This window comes from Streptomyces sp. NBC_00425 (assembly GCF_036030735.1).
In the GTDB taxonomy this organism is placed as follows: Bacteria; Actinomycetota; Actinomycetes; order Streptomycetales; family Streptomycetaceae; genus Streptomyces.
In genome coordinates this window covers 1,629,531-1,651,135 of sequence record NZ_CP107928.1, presented here as the reverse complement: position 1 = coordinate 1,651,135, position 21,605 = coordinate 1,629,531, and the positions used below count along the sequence as shown (strand labels likewise).

At 72.8% G+C, this 21,605-nt stretch carries 21 protein-coding genes; 16 read left to right on the top strand and 5 right to left on the bottom strand.

Going from position 1 to position 21,605, the window contains the following annotated elements:
* Positions 1–12: 12 nt before the first annotated feature.
* The 13 genes from OHS82_RS06770 (at position 13) to hypE (ending at position 12,144) form a co-directional block, all read left to right on the top strand.
* Positions 13–1,797, top strand: a complete 1,785-nt coding sequence (locus OHS82_RS06770; RefSeq protein ID WP_057580967.1) for a nickel-dependent hydrogenase large subunit — start codon at positions 13–15, stop codon at positions 1,795–1,797.
* Positions 1,794–2,327, top strand: a complete 534-nt coding sequence (locus OHS82_RS06765) for a hypothetical protein (RefSeq protein WP_057580966.1) — start codon at positions 1,794–1,796, stop codon at positions 2,325–2,327. The genes OHS82_RS06770 and OHS82_RS06765 overlap by 4 nt, the downstream gene beginning before the upstream one ends.
* Positions 2,324–2,986: a DUF5947 family protein gene (locus OHS82_RS06760; RefSeq protein WP_328433494.1), complete on the top strand. Its 663-nt coding sequence runs from the start codon at positions 2,324–2,326 to the stop codon at positions 2,984–2,986. Before OHS82_RS06765 ends, OHS82_RS06760 begins: the two co-directional genes overlap by 4 nt.
* A complete protein-coding gene (locus OHS82_RS06755; protein ID WP_057580964.1) occupies positions 2,983–3,675 on the top strand; it encodes a DUF6084 family protein in 693 nt (230 codons plus the stop codon). The genes OHS82_RS06760 and OHS82_RS06755 overlap by 4 nt, the downstream gene beginning before the upstream one ends.
* Positions 3,672–5,132, top strand: coding sequence for a hypothetical protein (locus OHS82_RS06750; RefSeq protein ID WP_057580963.1), 1,461 nt, complete (start codon positions 3,672–3,674; stop codon positions 5,130–5,132). Before OHS82_RS06755 ends, OHS82_RS06750 begins: the two co-directional genes overlap by 4 nt.
* A complete protein-coding gene (locus OHS82_RS06745; RefSeq protein ID WP_057580962.1) occupies positions 5,129–5,671 on the top strand; it encodes a hydrogenase maturation protease in 543 nt (180 codons plus the stop codon). The genes OHS82_RS06750 and OHS82_RS06745 overlap by 4 nt, the downstream gene beginning before the upstream one ends.
* 11 nt (positions 5,672–5,682) lie before the next feature.
* On the top strand, positions 5,683–5,787 hold the full coding sequence (locus OHS82_RS43460; protein WP_373430421.1) for a DUF6893 family small protein: 105 nt from the start codon (positions 5,683–5,685) through the stop codon (positions 5,785–5,787).
* Between the two features lie 142 nt (positions 5,788–5,929).
* Positions 5,930–6,325, top strand: coding sequence for a hydrogenase maturation nickel metallochaperone HypA/HybF (locus tag OHS82_RS06740; RefSeq protein WP_057580961.1), 396 nt, complete (start codon positions 5,930–5,932; stop codon positions 6,323–6,325).
* Between the two features lie 3 nt (positions 6,326–6,328).
* Positions 6,329–7,198, top strand: a complete 870-nt coding sequence (hypB, locus tag OHS82_RS06735) for a hydrogenase nickel incorporation protein HypB (protein ID WP_328433493.1) — start codon at positions 6,329–6,331, stop codon at positions 7,196–7,198.
* On the top strand, positions 7,195–9,600 hold the full coding sequence (gene hypF, locus OHS82_RS06730) for a carbamoyltransferase HypF (protein WP_328433492.1): 2,406 nt from the start codon (positions 7,195–7,197) through the stop codon (positions 9,598–9,600). Before hypB ends, hypF begins: the two co-directional genes overlap by 4 nt.
* Positions 9,601–9,630: 30 nt before the next feature.
* Entirely contained in the window at positions 9,631–9,933 is a 303-nt protein-coding gene (locus OHS82_RS06725) for a HypC/HybG/HupF family hydrogenase formation chaperone (RefSeq protein WP_079041406.1), read from the top strand.
* A complete protein-coding gene (hypD, locus tag OHS82_RS06720) occupies positions 9,930–11,057 on the top strand; it encodes a hydrogenase formation protein HypD (RefSeq protein WP_057580958.1) in 1,128 nt (375 codons plus the stop codon). Before OHS82_RS06725 ends, hypD begins: the two co-directional genes overlap by 4 nt.
* Positions 11,050–12,144, top strand: coding sequence for a hydrogenase expression/formation protein HypE (hypE, locus tag OHS82_RS06715; RefSeq protein WP_328433491.1), 1,095 nt, complete (start codon positions 11,050–11,052; stop codon positions 12,142–12,144). Before hypD ends, hypE begins: the two co-directional genes overlap by 8 nt.
* 52 nt (positions 12,145–12,196) lie before the next feature.
* Here hypE and OHS82_RS06710 read toward each other — a convergent pair whose 3' ends face one another.
* The 3 genes from OHS82_RS06710 to OHS82_RS06700 all read right to left on the bottom strand — a co-directional run bounded on the left by OHS82_RS06710 (position 12,197) and on the right by OHS82_RS06700 (position 15,554).
* Positions 12,197–12,583: a hypothetical protein gene (locus OHS82_RS06710; RefSeq protein ID WP_057580956.1), complete on the bottom strand. Its 387-nt coding sequence runs from the start codon at positions 12,581–12,583 to the stop codon at positions 12,197–12,199.
* A gap of 163 nt (positions 12,584–12,746) precedes the next feature.
* Entirely contained in the window at positions 12,747–14,246 is a 1,500-nt protein-coding gene (locus OHS82_RS06705; protein ID WP_328433490.1) for an arabinofuranosidase catalytic domain-containing protein, read from the bottom strand.
* 423 nt (positions 14,247–14,669) lie between these two features.
* On the bottom strand, positions 14,670–15,554 hold the full coding sequence (locus tag OHS82_RS06700) for a LysR family transcriptional regulator (RefSeq protein ID WP_057580954.1): 885 nt from the start codon (positions 15,552–15,554) through the stop codon (positions 14,670–14,672).
* 71 nt (positions 15,555–15,625) lie between these two features.
* Here OHS82_RS06700 and OHS82_RS06695 point away from each other — a divergent pair, with 71 nt between their 5' ends.
* Genes OHS82_RS06695 through OHS82_RS06685 form a run of 3 tightly spaced genes read left to right on the top strand, consistent with a single transcriptional unit; the run spans position 15,626 to position 18,185 of the window.
* Positions 15,626–16,831, top strand: a complete 1,206-nt coding sequence (locus tag OHS82_RS06695) for a thiolase family protein (protein WP_057580953.1) — start codon at positions 15,626–15,628, stop codon at positions 16,829–16,831.
* Positions 16,828–17,523: a 3-oxoacid CoA-transferase subunit A gene (locus OHS82_RS06690; RefSeq protein ID WP_057580952.1), complete on the top strand. Its 696-nt coding sequence runs from the start codon at positions 16,828–16,830 to the stop codon at positions 17,521–17,523. Before OHS82_RS06695 ends, OHS82_RS06690 begins: the two co-directional genes overlap by 4 nt.
* A complete protein-coding gene (locus OHS82_RS06685) occupies positions 17,520–18,185 on the top strand; it encodes a 3-oxoacid CoA-transferase subunit B (protein ID WP_057580951.1) in 666 nt (221 codons plus the stop codon). The genes OHS82_RS06690 and OHS82_RS06685 overlap by 4 nt, the downstream gene beginning before the upstream one ends.
* Positions 18,186–18,267: 82 nt before the next feature.
* On the opposite strand, the gene OHS82_RS06680 is transcribed toward OHS82_RS06685, so the two are convergent.
* Positions 18,268–20,742 carry an ABC transporter permease gene (locus OHS82_RS06680; RefSeq protein WP_328433489.1) on the bottom strand — a complete coding sequence of 825 codons (2,475 nt, stop codon included), beginning with the start codon at positions 20,740–20,742 and terminating at the stop codon, positions 18,268–18,270.
* Entirely contained in the window at positions 20,736–21,473 is a 738-nt protein-coding gene (locus OHS82_RS06675) for an ABC transporter ATP-binding protein (RefSeq protein WP_079041421.1), read from the bottom strand. Before OHS82_RS06675 ends, OHS82_RS06680 begins: the two co-directional genes overlap by 7 nt.
* Between the last annotated feature and the right edge of the window lie 132 nt (positions 21,474–21,605).

The window sequence follows — 21,605 nt, the reverse complement described above, 5'->3', positions numbered from 1 at the left end:
GGCACGGCACAGATGGCACCGAAGACGAAGGCGGCCGGCGACGGCACCGGCCTGGTGGAGATGGCCTGGGACCCGATCACCCGGATCGTGGGCAGCCTCGGCATCCACACGAAGATCGACTTCAAGCAGAAGCGGGTCGCGGAGTGCTACAGCACCTCGTCGGTCTTCCGTGGCTACAGCGTCTTCATGCGCGGCAAGGACCCACGCGACGCCCACTTCATCACCAGCCGCATCTGCGGGATCTGCGGGGACAACCACGCCACCTGCTCGGTGTACGCGCAGAACATGGCGTACGGCGTCAAGCCCCCGCACCTCGCAGAGTGGATCATCAACCTCGGCGAGTCCGCGGAGTACATGTTCGACCACAACATCTTCCAGGAGAACCTGGTGGGGGTCGACTACTGCGAGAAGATGGTCAAGGAGACCAACCCCGGCGTCCTCGAACTCGCCGAGCGCACCGAGGCCCCGCACGCGGCCGAGCACGGCTACCGCACGATCGCCGACATCATGCGCTCGCTCAACCCGCTGGAAGGCGAGTTCTACCGCGAGGCCCTCCAGGTCAGCCGCTACACGCGCGAGATGTTCTGCCTCATGGAGGGCCGCCATGTGCACCCCTCCACGCTCTACCCGGGCGGCGTCGGGACCATCGCCTCCGTACAGCTCTTCACGGACTACCTCAGCCGCCTGATGCGCTACGTGGAGTTCATGAAGCGCGTGGTGCCCCTGCACGACGACCTGTTCGACTTCTTCTACGAGGCGCTGCCCGGCTACGAGGAAGTGGGCCGCCGCCGCGTCCTGCTCGGCTGCTGGGGCGCGCTGAACGACCCGGAGTACTGCGACTTCACCTACGCCAACATGTCGGACTGGGGCCGGCGGATGTTCGTCACGCCCGGCATCATCGTGGACGGCAAGCTGGTCACCAACGACCTCACGGACATCAACCTCGGCATCCGCATCCTGCTGGGCAGCTCCTACTACGAGGACTGGCAGGGCCAGGAGCAGTTCGTCACCCACGACCCGCTCGGCAACCCGGTGGACCCGCGCCACCCGTGGAACCAGCACACCATCCCCGCCCCGCAGAAGCGGGACTTCGACGACAAGTACAGCTGGGTGATGTCCCCACGCTGGTTCGACGGCAAGGACCACCTCGCCCTGGACACCGGCGGCGGCCCCATCGCCCGCCTGTGGTCGACGGCCCTGTCCGGGCTCGTCGACATCGGCTACGTCAAGGCCACCGGGCACAGCGTGGTCATCAACCTGCCCCGCAGCATGACCAAGCCGGAGACCACCTTCGAGTGGAAGATCCCGAAGTGGTCCAACGCCCTGGAGCGCAACCGCGCCCGCACCTACTTCCAGGCGTACTCCGCCGCCGTCGCGCTGCACTTCGCCGAGAAGGGGCTGGAGGAGGTCCGCGCCGGACGCACCCAGACCTGGGAGAAGTTCGAGGTGCCGGACGAGGGCATCGGCGTCGGCTTCACCGAGGCCGTCCGGGGCGTCCTGTCCCACCACATGGTGATCCGCGACGGCAAGATCGCCAACTATCACCCGTACCCGCCCACCCCGTGGAACGCCAGCACCAGGGACACCTTCGGGACCCCGGGCCCGTACGAGGACGCCGTGCAGAACACGCCCATCTTCGAGGAGAACACCCCGGAGAACTTCAAGGGCATCGACATCATGCGCGCCGTCCGCAGCTTCGACCCCTGTCTGCCCTGCGGCGTCCACATGTACGTCGGCGGCGGCAAGACGGTGAAGTCGATGCACGTGCCCACCGGCCTGAGCGGACTGGGCGGATGAGCGCGGCGACGGCGGCGACGCCGGTGAACGCGGAGCAGACCGGACGCCGTGTCGAGGAGGTTCTGGAGCGGCTGACCGCGAGCGGCGACCCGGCCGCGGCCGCGGCCGCGGAGGAACTGGTGCGGTCTCTCATGGACTTCTACGGCGCCGGACTGGCCCGCATCATCCACCTGCTGACCTCCGCCCCGGACGGCCCGGCCGCCCGGCTGCTCGGCGACGAGCTGGTCGCGAGCCTGCTCGTCCTGCACGACCTGCACCCCGAGGACCGCGACGCCCGCATCGCCCGGGCCCTCGACAGCGTCCGCGAACACGCCCTGGAGGTCGTGGACTTCGACGAGCGCAGCGGCACCCTGTCGCTGCGGGCCCGGGAGGCCGGCGGCTGCGGATGCGGCTCCGGCGGGGATGCCCGGCAGGCCGCGGAGGCCGCCCTCGCCTGCTTCGCACCGGAGGTCAGGGCCGTCGACGTGCAGAGCGCGCCCGCGGGGCCCACGCTCCTGCAGATCGGCGCCGCCCCGACGGGAGCCCGATGACGGCGTCCCCGGCGACGCGCCCGTCCGGGCTGCGGAGGTTCGTCACCGAACGAGCTCCGCAGCCCGAACGGTGCGAGCTGTGCGCCGTGACGGTCCCGGCGGGCCACCGCCATCTGGTCGACACCGAGAAACGCGCCCTGGTCTGCGCCTGCGCCCCCTGCGGGCTGCTGATGGAACAGCCGGGGGCCGCCGCGGGCCGCTTCCGCACGGTCCCGGACCGCTACCTCGCCGACCCCGCACATCACCTCGACGACAACGCGTGGGACGCGCTGCAGATCCCGGTCGGCGTCGCCTTCCTCTTCCGCAACGCGGCACTCGACCGGCTGGTCGCCCTCTACCCGAGCCCGGCCGGCGCCACCGAGAGCGAACTCGACCCCGCCACCTGGACCGACGTCCTCGGCGGCAGCCGCCTCGCCGCACTGCTCGAACCCGATGTGGAGGCGCTGCTGCTGCGCCGCACCGACGGCGGCTGCGTGTGCCACCTCGTCCCCATCGACGTCTGCTACGAACTCGTCGGCCGCATGCGCCTGTTGTGGCAGGGCTTCGACGGCGGGGCCGAGGCCCGCGCCGCTCTGGACGCGTTCTTCGCGGACGTCGCGCGCCGCGCCCGGCCCGTGGACGAGGCGGAGCGCCCGCCGCGGAAGGCGGTGCGGCCGTGACGGAGTTCTCCTTCGCCTGCACCGGCGTGCGCGCCGACCGGTACGCCGCCGGGCCGACCCTGGTCTTCCGGCTGCGGGTCACCGCCGCGGCCGGCGCACGCGTGCACGCCCTCGCGCTGCGCTGCCAGATCCGCATCGAACCCGCCCGCCGGACCTACGGGGCGGCCGAGGCCGACGGCCTGTCGGACCTCTTCGGCGAGCGCTCCCGCTGGGGCAGCACGCTCCAGCCGGTGCAGTTCGCCCAGGTCGCGCTCATGGTCCCGAGCTTCACCGGAGAGATCGAGACCGACCTCGTGGTGCCCTGCACGTACGACATGGACGTCGCCGCGACCCGCTACCTCACCGCCCTCACCGACGGTGAGGTCCCGCTGCTGATGCTGTTCTCGGGGACGGCCTTCACCGGGGACGGCGGCTTCCGGGTCGAGCCGGTCCCCTGGGACCGGGAGGCGGTGTTCCGGCTGCCGGTCGCCGCCTGGCGGGAGATGGTCGAGCAGCACTTCCCCGGCTGCGGCTGGATCCGGCTGCCGCGCGACACCATGGACGCCCTGCTCGCCTACCGCTCCCGGCACGCGCTGACCTCCTGGGAGGCGACCCTCGAGGCCCTGCTCGACGGCGGCGGCTCCCTCGCCCCGCCCGCGAGCGATCCGTTCCGCGCGCTCACCGGCAGCACCGGAAGGACGGACCCGTGACCGTGACCACCTTCGCGCCCGAGACGCAGGAGCGGTTCGCCCTCGCCCGGCAGGTGGCCGACGCCGTGCTCTTCGAGGGCTACGTCCTCTACCCGTACCGCGCCTCCGCCGCCAAGAACCGGCTGCGCTGGCAGTTCGGGGTGCTGGTGCCGCCCGGCTGGGGCGCGGAGTGCGAGGAGCACGACTTCCAGCACACCGAATGCCTGATGGAACCGAAGGCGGGCGCGACCCTCTCGGTCGAGGTGCGCTTCCTGCACGCCCGACGGCGCACGGTGCAGCGCGCCCGCCCGGACGGCGGCCACGACACGGTGCCCGAACTCCGCCTCGACGACCGGGTGCTGATGCCCTGGGACGAGGGGAGCGAGGAACGGGTCGAGGTCGTCGCGTCGGTGGACGAACTCCTCGGGGACGGCGTCACGCATCCCTTCCGCCGCCCCGCCCGCGAGGACGCCGAACCGGTCCTGGACGCGGCCGGCCGCACCGTGGGCCGGCTGGTCCGGCGGTGCGAGGAGATCAGCGGGACGATCAGGCTGTCCGCCCGCGAACTCGACGGCCCCTACCGGGCGCTGCGCCTGACGGCCGTCGTCGAGAACACCAGCGACTGGACGCCCCGCGACAGCCGCGGCGCCGGCCGGGACGCGGCGCTGCCGCACTCCCTGGTGGCCACCCACCTCCTCATGGCGCTGAGCGCCGGATCGTTTCTGTCGATGACCGATCCCCCCGAATGGGCCAAGGGCGCGGTCGCCGCCTGCCGCAACCTGCACACCTGGCCCGTGCTCGCCGGCGAACCCGGCCGCGCCGACCTCGTGCTGTCCTCGCCGATCATCCTGGAGGACCATCCGGCCATCGCACCGGAGAGCCCCGGCGCGCTCTACGACGCCACCGAGATCGACGAGATCCTCGCGCTGCGCACCGCGGCCCTCACCGACGAGGAGAAACGGGAGGCCCGGGGCACCGACGAGCGGGCGGCCGCCGTGATCGAGCTGGCGGACTCGATGCCGGCCGAGGTCCTGGAACGGCTGCACGGCGCGGTGCGCAGTCTGCGCGAGGTCACCGGCCCGGGCCCCACCGCCCCGGACCCAGCGACCGCGGACCATGCCGTCCCGCATCCGGGCTTCCCCGACGAGCACGGGGTGCCGCGGCCGGACACCCCCTGGTGGGACCCCGCGAGCGACGCCGGCTTCGACCCCGCGCAGGACCGTGTCCTCGTCGACGGCCGGCCGGTGGGCAAGGGCAGCCGCGTCGCGCTGCGACCGGGCCTGCGGCGCACCGACGCGCAGGACATCTTCCTGCGGGGCCGCACGGCGACGGTCGAGGCGGTCCTGCACGACGTCGACGGCGGGGTGCACCTCGCGGTCACGGTCGACGGCGACCCGGGCGCCGACATCCGCCGCGAGCAGGGACGGTTCCTGTACTTCCAGCCCGACGAGGTCGCACCGCTGGAGGAGGACGGATGAAGCCCTCCGCACCTCCGGGTCCCCGGACCCTCGTCGCCGGCATCGGCAACATCTTCCTCGGCGACGACGGCTTCGGCGTGGAGACCGCCCGCCGGCTCGCCGGACGCGACCTGCCCGCCCGCACCGAGGTCGTGGACATCGGCGTACGGGGGATGCACCTCGCCTACCAGCTGCTCGACGGCTACGACACCCTCGTCCTCGTGGACGCCACGGCCCGCGGCGAAGCCCCGGGCACCCTGTACGTCATCGAGCACGAGGCCGGCGGCGGGACCCCTGCGCCCGCCGCGGCGATGGACGGCCACCGGATGACCCCCGACGCCGTCCTCGCGCTGCTGGCCACCCTCTGCGCCGGGACCGGCACGGAGCCGCCGCGCCGCGTCCTGGTGGTCGGCTGCGAACCGGCCTCGGTGGAGGAGGGCATCGGTCTCAGCGCACCGGTGTCCGGAGCCGTACCGCGGGCCGTCCGGCTGATCGAAGAACTGCTGCGGAACGGCGAGCCGCCCGCGGCACAGACCCCGACCGCGCAGGCATCGACATGAGGAGAGACGAGATGAAGAAGATCGTCATCGGCGGAGCGGCCCTGGCCGCCGTGGTCGCCGTCTTCGCCGAGGTGTTCCCCGACATCAGGCGCTACCTGAGGATCCGACGGATGTGACCGCCGGCGCCCCCGGTGCGCCGTGCGGTTGCGTCGAACGGCGTACCCGCGAAGCCGGTGACGGCGTGCCGGGCCGTGCGACCCGGGCGGGCGCGCCTCTAATGAAGCCCGGCGGAGGCAGCCTGCGAAAGGACGGAGCCCCATGCACGAGATGTCCGTCGCGCTGGCCGTCGTCGACCAGGTGGCCGAGGCCGCCGCCCGGTCCGCGGGCGTCACGGCGGTGCGGTCCGTACGGCTCCAGGTGGGCGAACTGGCCGGCGTCGTACCGGACGCTCTCGCCTTCTCCTTCGAGCTGGCCTGCGCCGGAACCGTGCTGGAAGGCGCCGAACTGATCACCGAGGAGGTGCCGGGGCGGGCCCGCTGCACGCCCTGTGCGCACGAATGGGCCGTCGGCATGCCACCCCGGCTGACCTGCCCCGCGTGCGGTGCGGCGCACACCGAGCTGCTCGCCGGCCGGGAGCTGCAGATCGTCGACGTGCACTGGGAGGACGGCCTTCCGAACGCGTCCACCCGCGAACCGATCTCCGAGGAGCGCTGAACCATGTGCCGTGTCGTCGACCTGCGGCAGGCCGTACTCGCGAAGAACGACGCGAGCGCCGACGCACTGCGCGCCCGCCTCGCCGCCCGCGGCACGGCCGTCGTCAACCTGATGTCCAGTCCGGGCAGCGGCAAGACCGCGCTGCTGGAGCAGGAACTGCTGCGGGCACGGGAGCGGTCCGTTCCCGTCGCGGCACTGAGCGCCGATCTCGCCACCGAGAACGACGCGGTCCGCCTGGCGCGTTCGGGCGTCCCCGTGAAGCAGGTGCTCACCGACGGACTGTGCCACCTGGAGGCGGGGATGCTCGCCGGGCACCTCGACGGATGGCTGCCCGACGACACCCGGCTGCTGTTCGTGGAGAACGTCGGCAACCTGGTCTGCCCGGCCTCCTACGACCTGGGGGAGACACTGAGGGTCACGCTCGCCTCCGTGACGGAGGGCGAGGACAAGCCGCTCAAGTACCCCACCGCCTTCGGCCTCGCCCACCTGGTCGTGCTCACCAAGACCGACATCGCGCAGGCCGTCGAGTTCGACGAGCTCGCCTTCCGCGCGAACGTCGAACAGGTCAACCCGGGAGTCGAGGTGATCCTGACCTCCGCACGCCGGGGGCGGGGGATCGGCGCGCTGCTCGACCGGGCGACGGCGGCCGCGGCCGGAGAGCCGGTCCACACGCCCGTGATGGCCCGGCCGCCGCAGCACCACGGTCACTCGCACCCGCACGACGGGCACGTCCACCCCCACGACGCGCACCACGGTCACCCCCACGTGCACGACGCCCACGCCCACGCTCACGCTCACGACGGGCGCTCCCACGACGGGCACTCCCACGCGGCCCCGGAGGCCGACGGCACCATGGCCCACACCCACCCGTGAGCGGTCAGCAGGCCCCGGCCGCCCTCGTCGAGGACACTCCGCTACGACGCCGGGTCACCGTCCGGGGAGTGGTGCAGGGCGTGGGATTCCGGCCCTACCTGTACGGCCTCGCCACCGAGCTCGCCCTGGCCGGACACGTGACCAACACACCCGAGGGCGTCGTGGCGGAGGTCGAGGGCGCCGCCTCGGCCGTGGCCCGGTTCTGCGACCGGATCGCCGCCCAGGCGCCCCCGCTGGCCCGCGTCGAGTCGGTGCGGCACCGGGACATGCCTCCCGCGGGCGGCACCGGCTTCACCATCCTCGCCTCCCGCACCGACGGGCCGGCCCGCACCCTGGTCTCCCCGGATGCCGCCACCTGCGCCGACTGCCTCGCCGAGCTGGCCGACCCGGCCGACCGGCGGTACCGTCACCCCTTCGTCAACTGCACCCACTGCGGCCCGCGCTTCACGATCGTCACCGCAGTGCCCTACGACCGGTCCCACACCACCATGGCCGGCTTCGCGATGTGCCCCGACTGCGCCCGGGAGTACGCGGACCCCGCCGACCGCCGGTTCCACGCGCAGCCGGTCGCCTGCCCGGCGTGCGGGCCGCGGCTGCGGCTGGTCCTCGGCCGGGAACCGGGGCCCGGGAGCGGGGCGGGGGCGGACCCGGTCACCGAGGCGCGCACCCTGCTGACGCGGGGCGCGATCCTCGCCGTGAAGGGCCTGGGCGGCTATCACCTGGCCTGCGACGCCGCGAACCCGACCGCGGTGGCCCTCCTGCGGCGCCGGAAGGCGCGCGGCGACAAGCCGTTCGCCGTCATGGCCCGGTCCGCGGACGACGTCCGTCACCTCGTCCGGCTCGGACCCGAGGAGCGGAGCCTTCTCGAAGGCCCGGCCCGGCCGGTCGTCCTGATGAGGCGGCTCCCGCGGCCGTCGGACGCCGACGGGCGCCCGTGTCCCGCCGAGGCCGTCGCGCCCCGCAGCCCGGACCTCGGTGTGATGCTGCCGTACACCCCCCTGCACCATCTGCTGCTCGGCCTGCCCGGTGACCCGGCCGGGCCCCGGCTGCTCGTCATGACCAGCGGCAACGTCTCCGGTGAGCCGATCGTCACCGACGACGCCGAGGCCCTGGAGCGGCTCGCGCACCTCGCCGACGCCTGGCTCACGCACGACCGGCCGATCCACGTCCCGTGCGACGACTCCGTGGTCCGCGTCTGCGACGGGGAGCCGCTGGTGATCCGCCGCTCGCGTGGCTACGCCCCGTTGCCGCTCTCCCTGCCGCTGCCCGTGCGGCCGGCGCTCGCCGTCGGCGGAGACCTGAAGAACGCCTTCTGCCTGGCAGCGGACCGTCGCGCCTGGCTGTCGGCCCACATCGGCGACATGGACGACCTCGCCACCCAGCAGGCCTTCGGCCGCGCGGTGGCGCAGTTGCAGAGCATCACGGGCGTGCGGCCCGAGACCCTGGCGTCCGACCGGCATCCGGGCTACCGGTCCGCCCGGTGGGCCGACCGGAACGCGGCACGCCGGCCGGTCGTACGCGTCCAGCACCATCACGCGCACATCGCCGCGGCCATGGCCGAGCACGGGCTCGACGGCACCCGCGCGGTGATCGGCGTCGCGTTCGACGGCACTGGCCACGGTGACGACGGCGCAGTGTGGGGTGGGGAGTTCCTGCTCGCCGACTACGACGGCTTCACCCGGTTCGCGCACCTCGCGTACGTCCCGCTGCCCGGCGGCGACGCCGCGGTGCGCCGCCCGTATCGCATGGCGCTGGCCCATCTGCGGGCGGCCGGGATCGGCTGGTCCACGGACCTGGCCTGCACGGCGGCCTGTCCGCCCGACGAACTACCGCTTCTGGAAAGGCAGTTGGAGCGTGGGCTGAACTGCGTCCCGACGTCCAGCATGGGGCGGCTCTTCGACGCGGTGTCCTCACTCGCCGGGGTGTGCCACCGGGCCGGGTACGAGGCGCAGGCCGCCGTCGAGCTGGAGGGGGCCGCTGTGCACGCGCCCGCCGCGGACACCGCCGCGTACGCCTTCGCCCTGCACGTGCCCGAGGACGGCCGCGACGCGGCGAGCGCCGGAGGCGCCCTGCGAGCCGATCCGGCCCCCGTGCTCGCGGCGATCGTCGGCGACCTGCGCGCGGGCGTCGCGCCGGGCGTCGTCGCGGCGCGCTTCCACCGGGCCGTGACCGCCCTCGTGCACCGGGTCTGCGTGTGGGCGCGGGAGCTGCACGGACGGGACACGGTGGCCCTGACGGGCGGCGTGTTCGCCAACACGCTGCTCTCCACGGCCTGTGCCGCCGTCCTGCGCGAGGACGGCTTCACCGTCCTGCGGCACCGCCTGGTGCCGCCGGGCGACGGCGGCCTGGCGCTGGGCCAGCTGATGGTGGCCGCCCGGCCCCCTTCCCGTCCCACCGACTGAGCAACGCCCGACCACAGCGAGGAGAGGCCCATGTGCCTGGCGGTACCCGGCAAAGTGCTGGACATCGAGGAACGTGACGGCACCCGGATGGCCACCGTCGACTTCGGCGGCGTGGTCAAGGAGGTGTGCCTGGAGTACCTGCCCGACCTCAGGGTCGGCGAGTACGCCATCGTCCACGTCGGGTTCGCCCTGCAACGCCTGGACGAGGAGTCGGCGCGGCAGACGCTCGAACTCTTCGCCGAACTGGGGCTGTTGCAGGAGGAGTTCGGCGACCCCTGGGAGTCGGCGGCGATGGAGGCGGGCGAGGACGCCGTGGAAGAGGTGCGCAAGTGAAGTACATCGACGAGTTCCAGGACCCGGAGCTGGCGCGTCGGCTCCTGGACGACATCCACGCCACGGTGACCAGGCCGTGGGCCCTGATGGAGGTGTGCGGAGGGCAGACGCACAGCATCATCCGGCACGGGATCGACCAACTCCTGCCGGAAAAGCTTGAGTTGATCCACGGGCCGGGGTGCCCGGTGTGCGTGACCCCGCTGGAGGTCATCGACAAGGCCCTGGAGATCGCCTCCCGGCCGGAGGTGATCTTCTGTTCCTTCGGCGACATGCTGCGCGTGCCGGGCACGGGGCGGGACCTGTTCCAGGTCCGGGGCGAGGGCGGTGACGTGCGCGTCGTCTACTCGCCGCTCGACGCGCTGCGCATCGCCCGGCAGAACCCCGACCGCGAGGTCGTGTTCTTCGGCATCGGCTTCGAGACGACGGCGCCCCCCAACGCCATGACGGTTCATCAGGCCCGGAAGTCGGGCATCTCCAACTTCAGCATGCTGGTGTCCCATGTCCGCGTGCCACCGGCCATCGAGGCGATCATGTCGTCGCCGAGCTGCCGGGTGCAGGGCTTCCTCGCGGCCGGACACGTCTGCAGCGTGATGGGCATGGAGGAGTACCCGGAACTCGCGGAGCGCTTCCGTGTGCCGATCGTCGTGACGGGCTTCGAACCGCTCGACATCCTCGAAGGCGTGCGCCGGGCCGTGCACCAGCTGGAACGCGGTGAGCGCACCGTCGACAACGCCTACGCGCGGGCCGTGCGCCCGGAGGGCAACCCGGCAGCCCGCGCCATGCTGGAGGACGTCTTCGAGGTCACCGACCGTGCCTGGCGCGGCATCGGGGTGATCCCCGGCAGCGGCTGGCGGCTGTCGCCGAAGTACCGCGACCACGACGCCGAGCACCGCTTCCCGGTCGACGGCATCCGGACCGAGGAACCCGCCGCGTGCCGCAGCGGGGAGGTCCTGCAGGGACTGCTCAAACCGCACGAGTGCGAGGCCTTCGGCACCGTGTGCACCCCGCGCACCCCCCTGGGGGCCACCATGGTCTCCAGCGAGGGCGCCTGCGCCGCGTACTACCTCTACCGGCGGCTCGACATGCCCGCCGGCAAGGCCAGGGAGGCGACCCCCGTTGTCTGAGACCACCGCTGTTCCCGCCACCGCTCTTCCCACCGCCGCCCTGGACGTCGAGGCGTGGACGTGTCCGGCGCCCCTGCGCGACCGGCCGCGCGTCGTGATGGGCCACGGCGGTGGCGGAGCCCTGTCCGCCGAACTGGTCCAGCAGATCTTCGCGCCCGCCTACGGGGGCGAGGTGCTCGCCCAGATGGGAGATGCCGCCGTCGTCGCCCTGGGCGGCGCCCGGCTCGCGTTCTCCACCGACTCCTACGTGGTGCGTCCGCTGTTCTTCCCCGGCGGCAGCATCGGCGACCTGGCGGTCAACGGCACCGTCAACGACCTCGCCATGAGCGGGGCTCGGGCCGCCTACCTCTCCTGCGGATTCATCCTGGAGGAGGGCGTCGAGCTGGACGTGGTCACGCGGGTGTCCGAGGCGCTGGGCGCTGCCGCGCGCACCGCCGGGGTGCAGGTGGCCACCGGTGACACCAAGGTGGTGGAGGCAGGCCACGGCGACGGCGTGTTCATCAACACGGCGGGCATCGGTCTCGTCCCCGCGGGCGTCGACCTGCGTCCGCAGCGGGTCGTCCCCGGCGATGTCGTGATCGTCAGCGGCGCCATCGGCGTCCACGGAGTGGCGATCATGAGCGTGCGCGAGGGCCTGGAGTTCGGCGTGGAGATCGAGAGCGACTGCGCGGCGCTCGGCGGCCTGGTCGACGCCATGCTCGCGGTCACCCCGGATCTGCACGTCCTGCGCGATCCCACCCGGGGCGGCCTCGCGGCCGCGCTCAACGAGATCGCGGCGGCCTCCGGCGCCGGGGTGGTCATCCGGGAACGCGACGTCCCCGTCCCGCCTCCGGTGGCCAACGCCTGCGCCGTTCTCGGGCTGGACCCCCTCTACATCGCCAACGAGGGCAAGCTCGTGGCCTTCGTGCCGCGCGAGCACGCCGACGCCGTCCTCGAGGCGATGCGGGCGCATCCGCTGGGCGCGGATTCCGTGATCATCGGTGAGGCCGTCGAGGAGCATCCCGGCATGGTCGTGACCCGGACCGGCCTCGGGGGAACGCGCGTCGTCGATCTGCCGATCGGGGAGCAACTGCCGCGCATCTGCTGACAGGGCGCGCCGCTCGCCGAGGAGAGCGCCCGTCCGGCCCCCGATCGGAAGGTCAGCCCGCTCGGGGCCCGGACGGCGGGTCCTGTGGGTCCACACCGCTCCTCGAGGACGCGTCCTTCGTGCCGCTGGGGCGCTGCGAGCGGCCCCTGCGTCCGGCGTCGTGCCTGCCCTTCTCCTCGGCGTCGCCGTACTCCTCGCCGCGCGCACCGGAAGTCTCGACCGTGTCACCCGGCACGGACTTCGTCTCCTGCGCGGACTTCGTCCGGCCGCGGCCACGGTCCCCGGCGTGCTCACCCGGGTGGAACGAGCGGTGGGCGCTCGGGTTGTCCTGCCGGCCGGTCTCGTCCACGTCGGGGGACCAGCCGTGGTGCTCGCCGCCCGTGTGACGGCTGGGACCCTCGCCGTGCGGTGGTTCGGACGAGCGTGGTTTCTTCGACATGGTCCGATCCGCCCTTCCACGGTCACGGGGACGTCGCTCACGCCCACCCGGTATGAGTGAATTATCCTCTTTTACGCCAGGGCGGGCACGTCGTGGGTGTGGTCGCAGTGCGACGGCCCGCCGGTGGGAAGTCCGGCGGGCCGTCGGTGACCCGGTGATCGGGTCAGGGGGCGATGTCCCACTGCTGGCAGACGTTGTCGAGCTGCTGCCACTGGCGCACCGCGGTGCCGTTGGCCGTTCCGCAGTTCGCGACGTCCAGTGTCATGCCGGTGTTGACGTTGGAGATCGTGTAGTGGGTGCCGACCTTCGTGACGTCCCACTGCTGGCAGCGGTTGCCGAGCGAGGCCCACAGCTGGACGGTCGTGCCGTTGGACTGCGCGCAGTTCTTGTCGTCCAGGACGGTGCCGCTGTTGACGTTGGTGATGGTGTAGTGGCCGTTGCCCGCGCCGGCGAACTTCCACTGCTGGCAGGCGTTGCCGAGCGAGGACCAGAGGTCGACCGAAGTCCCGTTGCCGGTACCGCAGTTCACCGCGTCCAGGACCTTGCCGGAGTTGGGGTTGGTCAGCCGGTAGGCGGTGCCGGCGACGGGGAAGGTGACGGCCGGGGTGGTGTAGCCGACGGAGGTGATGTTGGCCTGGACGGCGTTGTCGGCGGCGTTGGTCGGGTAGCCGGAGGTCATGACGCCTTCGAAGAAGGAGCCGTCGGACCCGTTGCTGTTGTCACCGCCGGTGCCGAGGACGATGGCGCCCTCCAGGTGCATGGGAGTGTATCCGCCGAGGTTGGGCAGCGCCCCGTCGTACCAGGTGGTCAGTGAGCCCGATTGCGCGTTGCCCCCCTTGATCGCGTAGGTCGTCGTGCCGTTGTTCTTCTCCATGGCCGTGACGTATTCGCTGGAGATCCCGGTGTTGGCCGAGTTGGCTCCGTTCCCTCCGAAGAACAGCCCGTTCTCGAGGTCGGCCTCGACCCAGGGACCCGATCCGGCGCCGGAGCACGAGAACCAGCACTCCGTGCCGAAGTTGATGGCGTCCATGTGGCCGTTGCCGGTGTCGTTGCCGGACGTCTCGGCGTTGCCGTAGTCGAAGCAGCAGCGGTTGTTGACGTGGTGGCCGCTGGTCACCATGTAGGCGCCCTCGGGTGAGCTGCCGGTGGCGATGCCCGTGGTGCTGTTGTCGCGGTAGCCGACGCCGGCGGACACGAAGACGCCGTAGGCGGCGTGACCGCCGACGGTGACCGGCAGCGCGTTGGCGATCGCGCCGACGTCCTGCCCGCCGTTGCCGCCCGGCCCCTCGACGGTCAGGTCGTTGTGGCGGGTGCTCTGGTCGTAGATCTTGGTGATGATGCAGGTCGTGCCCGAGCAGAAGGAGTCCTGCGCCGCCGCGTTGGCGTAGCCGCCGGCGCTGAGGACGCCGATGTCGGCGGTGGCGGAGTCCGAGGCGCGCTTGACCTGGTAGAGAGGGCCGTTGTAGGCGGCGAAGAGCGCCCGCGTGGTGCTGTGGGCTGCGGCGCAGGGTGTGCCCGCGGAGGCGTAGATGTCGCACGGCAGGGACGAGGCGGCCTCGGCCGTGCCGGCGGTGCTGATGACCCCGGCCAGGAGGCCGGCGAGCAGGGCGAGGACCGCGCCCACGACCCTCAGGCGGAGCCCTTCGAGGTGTCTGGTTATCACTGTGAACCTCTTCCGTCTTGCGTTCTTCACTGGCCCGGTGCCGAAGGCGTGGGCAGCAGGGGGGTGTTCGGCCGCCGACCGGGGATTGTGAGCGCTAACAATCGGGATGCCCGGACGCCATCACTCATCCGGTTCGTGGGGGGCTGGGCGGGGCGTGAACGGTGCGTCGGCGGCTCTGGTGTCGGAGCCGGTCCAGGGTGTGCCTGGACTGTTCTCGTACGAATGGCGGTGATCGACCGGTCCCGTGACTCCGCCTTTTTTACGCTGGCGTGAACACCGGGTCAACACCGTTGAACGGTCAAGAGTGCGGAAACAAAGGTCATGCCATCCCTTGACCTTGATTTCCGTTATTCCGGAACGGTGTCGCTCCTCCCGGCGGAATGTGTGCGCTCACAAACGGCACAGCCATTCAGACCTGCGGAGTCACCGGAACATCGCCCGGATGATCCCCACGGTGCGCGCCAGATGCGGCTCGGAGCGGTCCGCGCGGTGGGCGACCGCCAGTTCCACGCGGGCGTCCGGTCCGGCCAGCGGCAGATAGGCGACTCCGTCGAGCGCCAGGGCGGTCACGGGTTCGGGCACGACCGCGACGCCGAGACCGCCGGCCACCAGCGTGACCAGCGTCGAGGTCTCGCCGACCTCGTGGCGGATGTGCGGCTCGACGCCGGCGTCGCGCAGGAGGCCCAGGACGACGTCGTACATCACCGACCGGCGGCCGGCCGAGTGCACGATCAGGTCGGCGCCGGCCAGGTCCGCCGCGCGCAGCCGTCTGCGGCGGGCGAGGGGGTGGTCGACCGGCACGGCGACGACCAGCCGGTCCCGGCGCAGGGCGTGCACGGTGAGGGAGCGGCCGGCCGCCACGGGACGCAGCAGCGCGACGTCGATCGCGCCGGTGCGCAGCGCCTCGACCTGGTCGGGCGCGAGCATCTCGCCGCGGAAGGAGAAGTCGACGCCGGGAAGCTCCTCGGTGAGCCGCCGTGAGAGGGCGGGCAGCAGGCTGTACGTCGCCGAGCCCACACAGCCGATCGCGAGGTGGCCCACCGAACCGGCCGCGACGAGCCGTGCGTGCTGGGCGGCCTCGTCGACGCCGGCGAGGATCGCGCGCGCCCGCTCCAGGTAGGCCCGGCCGGCCTCGGTGAGGTCGACGCGGCGGGTGGTGCGGTGCAGCAGCTCGACGCCGAGTTCTGCCTCGAGCCGGCGGATCTGGGTGGACAGCGGCGGCTGGGCCATGTGGAGGCGCTCGGCGGCGCGACCGAAGTGACGCTCCTCGGCCACAGCCACGAAGTACCGCAGGTGGCGCAGATCCATAGGTCATCCGTATCAATCAGCTCGGATATGCGTACTTCAGAATATCGCGGGCCCGGATTAGCGTCGCTGCCATGAGTGCTTTCCTGTACGCCGCCACACGGACGCCGTTCGGCCGCTTCAACGGCGCGCTGGCCGGGGTCCGGCCCGACGACCTCGCCGCCGCCGCGATCACCTCGACCCTCGCCCGGGTGCCCGGCCTCGACCCCGCCGCGATCGACGACGTGGTGTGGGGCAACGCGAACGGAGCCGGCGAGGAGAACCGCAACGTCGGCCGCATGGCGGCGCTGCTCGCCGGCCTTCCGGTGAGCGTGCCCGGGTCCACGGTCAACCGGCTGTGCGGCTCGAGCCTCGACGCGGCGATGACGGCCGGCCGGATGATCGAGACCGGCGACGCCGAGGTGGTGCTGACCGGCGGCGTCGAGTCGATGACCCGGGCGCCGTGGGTGCTGCCCAAGTCGGCGAAGCCGTTCCCGGCCGGCGACGTCACCGCGGTCTCGACCACGCTCGGCTGGCGGCTGGTCAATGCGCGGATGCCGAAGGAGTGGACGGTCAGCCTCGGCGAGGCCAACGAGCAGCTCCGGGAGCGCTTCGGCATCTCCCGCGAACGGCAGGACGAGTTCGCCGCCCGCTCCCACCGGCTCGCCCACCAGGCATGGGAGTCGGGCTTCTACGACGACCTGGTGGCGCCGGTCGAGGGCGTCGGACTGACCCGCGACGAGAGCATCCGGGCCGGATCCACGCCGGAGGTGCTGGCCGGGCTCAAGCCGGTCTTCCGGACGCCGGACCAGGGCGGCACCATCACGGCGGGCAACGCCAGCCCCCTCAACGACGGGGCCTGTGCCGTCCTGCTGGGCAGCGAGAAGGCCGCGGCCGCCGTCGGGGCGGACCCGATCGCCCGCATCGCCGGCCGCGGCATGAGCGCGCTGGAGCCACAGGCCTTCGGCTACGCCCCGGTCGAAGCCGCGAACCGGGCGCTGGCCCGGGCCGGGATCGGCTGGGACCAGGTGGGCGCGGTCGAGCTCAACGAGGCCTTCGCGGTGCAGTCGCTCGCCTGCCTCGACGCCTGGAAGGTCGACCCCGCCCTCGTCAACCAGAAGGGCGGAGCCATCGCGATCGGGCACCCGCTGGGCGCCTCGGGCGGCCGGGTCCTCGCCACCCTGGCCAAGGTGCTGCGCGAGACCCGGCAGCGCTACGGCGTCGCGGCGATCTGCATCGGGGTGGGCCAGGGCCTGGCCGTCGTCCTCGAGAACTGCGCGGGCACGGGGGCGACCCGGTGAGCCGGGCCGACATCGTCGACAGCACCGACGCCGCGGTCGCCGGGATCGAGGACGGCTCCACGGTCCTGGTCGGTGGCTTCGGCCTGGCCGGGATGCCGTTCGATCTGATCGACGCGCTCATCAGGCAGGGGGCGAAGGACCTCACGATCGTGTCCAACAACGCCGGCAACGGCGACGTCGGGCTGGCCGCGCTGCTGGCCGCCGGCCGGGTGCGCAAGGTCCTGTGCTCCTTTCCCCGCCAGGCGGACTCCTACGTGTTCGACGGGCTCTACCGCGAGGGCAAAGTCGAACTGGAGGTGGTGCCGCAGGGCAACCTCGCCGAGCGGATGCGTGCGGCGGGCGCCGGCATCGGCGCGTTCTACTGCCCGACCGCGGTCGGCACTCCGCTCGCCGAGGGCAAGGAGGAGCGGGAGATCGACGGCCGCACGTACCTGCTGGAGTACCCCATCAAGGGGGACTACGCGCTGATCGGCGCACACCTCGCGGACACGCTGGGCAACCTCGTCTACCGCAAGACCGCGCGCAACTTCGGACCGGTCATGGCCACGGCCGCGACGACCACCGTCGTCCAGGTCGACGAGATCGTCGCGCCCGGAAAGCTCGATCCCGAGGCCGTCGTCACGCCGTCCATCTACGTCGACCGGGTCGTCCAGGTGGCGGCCCGTCGCTACACCGTTCAGGGGGCACGATGACCACCGCGTCGAGCGATCGGGCCGGTGCCGACCACCGGCTCTCGATGGACGAACTGGCGGCCGTCATCGCCCGGGACATCCCGGCCGGCGCGTTCGTCAACCTCGGCATCGGACAGCCCACCAAGATCGCCGACCATCTGCCGGCCGGATCCGGGGTGGTGCTGCACACCGAGAACGGCATGCTCAACATGGGCCCCAAGGCCGAGGGCGACGCGGTCGACCCCGACCTGACCAACGCCGGCAAGGTCCCGGTGACCGAACTGCCGGGGGCGGCGTACTTCCATCACGCCGACTCCTTCGCCATGATGCGCGGCGGGCACCTCGACGTCTGCGTCCTCGGCGCGTACCAGGTCGCCTTCGACGGGGACCTCGCCAACTGGCACACCGGCAGGCAGGACGACATCCCCGCCGTCGGCGGTGCCATGGACCTCGCCATCGGCGCCAAGGACGTCTACGTGATGATGACCCTCTTCACCCGCTCCGGCGAGCCCAAGCTCGTGCCGCGGTGCGCCTACCCGCTCACCGGAGTCGGCTGCGTCAGCCGCGTCTACACCGACCACGGCGTCTTCGACGTCGGCCCCGACGGCGTGCGGATCCGGGAGACGTACGGCGTCGGCGCCGGCGAACTCGCGGAGCGGCTCGGCATCACGCCGACGCACTGAGCATCTCGGAACGAGGTGAGCGGGCGCCGAAGTCGGGGGAGGCCGTGGACCCGGTTCGAGCAGGCCCCGCGGGGCGGGAAGGTCATCGCCTTCCCGCCCCACCGTCCACCGCCGCGCGGCGCAGCAGGAGGCCGGCCGGAACGACCGCCGAGATCACGGCGAGCACCGCGCAGGCGCCCAGGACCGCCGCGAGCGTCGCCCACGGCATCTCGACGGACGTCCACACCGAGCGCAGGCCCAACGCGCCCCACATGCCCGCCAGTTGGAGACCGGCGACCAGTGCTCCGAGCAGCCCGCCGACCACGACCACCATCAGCGCCTCCGCGCCCACGAGCCGCAGCACCTGCCACCGGGTGGCGCCGGCCAGCCGCAGCACGGCCAGTTCGCGGGACCGGTCGGAGGTCGCCATGACCATCGTGTTGGCCAGCGAGATGCCGGTGTAGAGCAGGGCGATCCCGAGGACCAGGAAGACGCCCATCCGGGTCGTGCGGTCGGTCCGCGGGTACATCGCGCGCACCCAGGCGTCCCTGGTGACCACCTCCCCGCCCGACGCTCGCACCGCCTGACGCAGTCCGGCCGCCACGGCGCGTACGTCGGCGCCCTCCGCGAGGCGTACGTCCACCCGGTCGACGGGCGCCGCGGCGGCGTTGCGCGGGGTGACGTAGACGCCGTTGTCGCCGGTGCCGACGGTCATGACCGCGGCGATCCGCAACGACCTCCTCGTGCCGTCGCCGAGCCACACGTCCACCCGCTCACCCACGGTGTGCTTCTCCCACTCCTCGTTGACGATGATCGAGTCGTCGTCGAGAGCGCTCACGGTCCCTGCGGCGAGCGGAAGACGGGCCGTCGCCGCGAACGGCCGCGGCGCGACGGCCCTGGCCTCGGATCTGATGAGCGCCACGCCGTCCTCCAGGACGTACACCGCGCTCGACGAACTCGCCGAGACCTCGGCGCCGGACACGCCCCTGAGCCGCCGCACCGTCGCCTCGTCGAAACCGGCGTCGCCCGCCGAAGTGACCACGAGGTCGGCGGCCGTCCGCCCGCGCACCTCGGTGGCCCTCGCCTCGTCCAGGGTCGCGGTGGCGCCGAGGAGCGAGCCCGCCAGCGCGACCGTGACCAGCACGGGCGCCGCGACGGCCGCGGTGCGGCGCACCCCGGCAGCGGCGTTCTCCCGCGCCAGCATCCCGCCGGCGCCCGGCAGCCGGGCCGGCAGCCAGGCGATCAGCCGGGTCGGCCACCGCACCAGCGCCGGCGCGAGCAGGGCGACCGCGGTGATCAGCAGCATGGGCCGGCTCACGTAGGTCTTGCGCTGCAGCAGTTCGCCCGGGTTCGTCACCAGGGCCCAGACGAGCGTCACCGCGGCGGCGGTCAGCAGGGCCGCGCCGAACAGCAGGCGCCCCCGTGTCATCGGCCGGGTGTCCACGGACGCCTCGCGCAGCGCCTCGGCGGGACCGGTGCGCCCCGCCCGCCAGGACGCGGCCAGCACGCCGCACAGGGCCACCGACAGCCCCGTCCAGAACGCCACGTGGCAGGGCCAGGCGTGGTCGCCGATGGTGAACCAGCGGGGTGCGAGGTTCTCCTCGACCGCCCATCTCGCGAGCCCCGGCGCCGCGCGGGAACCGAGTACGCACCCGGCGGCCGAGGCGAGCACACCCACCGCCAGCGCCTCCCGGACGACCATGCGGCGGATCTGCCCCGGGGTCGCCCCGGCGGTGCGGAGCAGTCCGAACTCGCGGCGTCGCTGGGCCACCGCGAACGCGAACGTCGAGGCCACCACGAACACCGATACGAACCCGGTGACACCGCCGGCCGTGCCGAACATCGCGTTCATCGCGGTGAGGGCCTCGCGGTCGCGGTCGGGGTCGGGGTCGGCGTACCGGCGCGCGTCCCCGGTGAGGACCTGGACGCCCTCGTCGCCGCGCACCGCCTCGCGCACGGCCGCCGGATCGGCGTCCACCACGAGCTGGGAGCTGCGCGGCGACAGTTCGGCGGCGCGGGCGTCGGTGTAGAACACGGCGTTCTCGAAGCCCGGCCCGGTCACGGCGCCGACGACGCCCACGGTGCCGACGACGCGCACGGTGCCGCCGTCGGTCCGCACCCGCGCCCCCGGACGGGCCCAGTCACCGCTGACGACGACCTCGTCCGCGGCCTCGGGCGCACGCCCCGCGTCGAGCCGGTACGGCGCGAAGGCCGCGGTGGGCCAGGGATGGCCCACCAGATCGGCGGGCCCGCCCTCCGCCCGCACGGCGAACGACCGGTCCTGCACGACGGTCCCGAGGTTCCGCAGCCTCGCGACCGCGTCGGCGGGCACGGCACGCGGCTGCGCGAGCTTCTGGCTGCGCTCACCGATCGGGGTGGGCACCCGCAGGGTGTCCTGGCCCCTGACGACGACGGGCGCGGCGGCGAACCGCTCCGGACCGCGCTGCGGTGCGTCCAGCGAGGACGCGAGGGTCAGTCCCATCACGGCGACCAGCGCCACCCCCAGACAGAGGGCGACGAAGCTGCCGACGAAGGTGACCCATCGGGTGCGCAGGGCGCCCGGCGTGGTGCTCAGCACGGCGCCGCCTCCAGCCCGGACAGACGCGCCGCGATGTCCTGCGCGGAGGCGCCGAGCAGCTCGCCGTCGACCCGGCCGTCGACGAGGAGGACGACGCGGTCGGCGTAGGAGGCCGCGACGGGGTCGTGGGTGACCATGACGATCGTCCGGCCGTCCCGGTCGACCATGCCGCGCAGCAGCGTCAGCACCTCGCGGCCGGTCCGCGAGTCGAGCGCGCCGGTCGGCTCGTCGCCGAACAGCACTTCCGGACGGGTGATCATGGCGCGGGCCAGGGCGACCCGTTGCTGCTGACCGCCGGACAACTCCGACGGTCGGTGCCGCGCCCGGTCGCCGAGTCCGACCTGCCGGAGCACCTCACGCACCTGTGCCTTCTTCGGGCGGCGGCCGGCGAGCCGCAGCGGCAGGGACACGTTCTGCTCGGCGGTCAGCGAGGGCAGCAGGTTGAACGCCTGGAACACGAAGCCGATGCGCTCGCGGCGCAACAGGGTCAGCGCGGTCTCGCTCAGCCCGGTCAGCTCCGTGTCGCCCACGGTGACCGAGCCCGACGTGGGCCGGTCCAGGCCGGCGGCGCACTGCAGCAGGGTCGACTTGCCGGACCCGGAGGGGCCCATGACGGCGGTGAACGTCCCCCTCGGGATGGCGAGCGACACGTGGTCGAGGGCGGTGACGGACGTGCCGCCCGAGCCGTATCGCCGGGTCACGGAGTCCAGCCGGATCGCGTCGTTGCTCATGTGGTGCCCCATCAGTATCTGTCCCTCGGCTCGTCGGTGTCTCCACGAAACCGCGGAAGCCTCCCGCGGCGCAGTGAGGCCGGACCGAGTCCCGGGGTAGGGCCAGGCATACCTCCGACACGGGTCCTGGAC

Excerpts from the sequence above, each read along its gene's own strand:
- OHS82_RS06770 (WP_057580967.1), top strand. The coding sequence starts at position 13 with ATGGCACCGAAGACGAAGGCGGCCGGCGACGGCACCGGCCTGGTGGAG.
- OHS82_RS06685 (WP_057580951.1), top strand. The coding sequence starts at position 17,520 with ATGACCACCGCGTCGAGCGATCGGGCCGGTGCCGACCACCGGCTCTCG.
- OHS82_RS06700 (WP_057580954.1), bottom strand. The coding sequence starts at position 15,554 with ATGGATCTGCGCCACCTGCGGTACTTCGTGGCTGTGGCCGAGGAGCGT.
- OHS82_RS06765 (WP_057580966.1), top strand. The coding sequence starts at position 1,794 with ATGAGCGCGGCGACGGCGGCGACGCCGGTGAACGCGGAGCAGACCGGA.
- OHS82_RS06710 (WP_057580956.1), bottom strand. The coding sequence starts at position 12,583 with ATGTCGAAGAAACCACGCTCGTCCGAACCACCGCACGGCGAGGGTCCC.
- OHS82_RS06760 (WP_328433494.1), top strand. The coding sequence starts at position 2,324 with ATGACGGCGTCCCCGGCGACGCGCCCGTCCGGGCTGCGGAGGTTCGTC.
- OHS82_RS06675 (WP_079041421.1), bottom strand. The coding sequence starts at position 21,473 with ATGAGCAACGACGCGATCCGGCTGGACTCCGTGACCCGGCGATACGGC.
- hypB (WP_328433493.1), top strand. The coding sequence starts at position 6,329 with ATGTGCCGTGTCGTCGACCTGCGGCAGGCCGTACTCGCGAAGAACGAC.
- OHS82_RS06740 (WP_057580961.1), top strand. The coding sequence starts at position 5,930 with ATGCACGAGATGTCCGTCGCGCTGGCCGTCGTCGACCAGGTGGCCGAG.
- OHS82_RS43460 (WP_373430421.1), top strand. The coding sequence starts at position 5,683 with ATGAAGAAGATCGTCATCGGCGGAGCGGCCCTGGCCGCCGTGGTCGCC.
- OHS82_RS06725 (WP_079041406.1), top strand. The coding sequence starts at position 9,631 with ATGTGCCTGGCGGTACCCGGCAAAGTGCTGGACATCGAGGAACGTGAC.
- OHS82_RS06695 (WP_057580953.1), top strand. The coding sequence starts at position 15,626 with ATGAGTGCTTTCCTGTACGCCGCCACACGGACGCCGTTCGGCCGCTTC.
- OHS82_RS06745 (WP_057580962.1), top strand. The coding sequence starts at position 5,129 with ATGAAGCCCTCCGCACCTCCGGGTCCCCGGACCCTCGTCGCCGGCATC.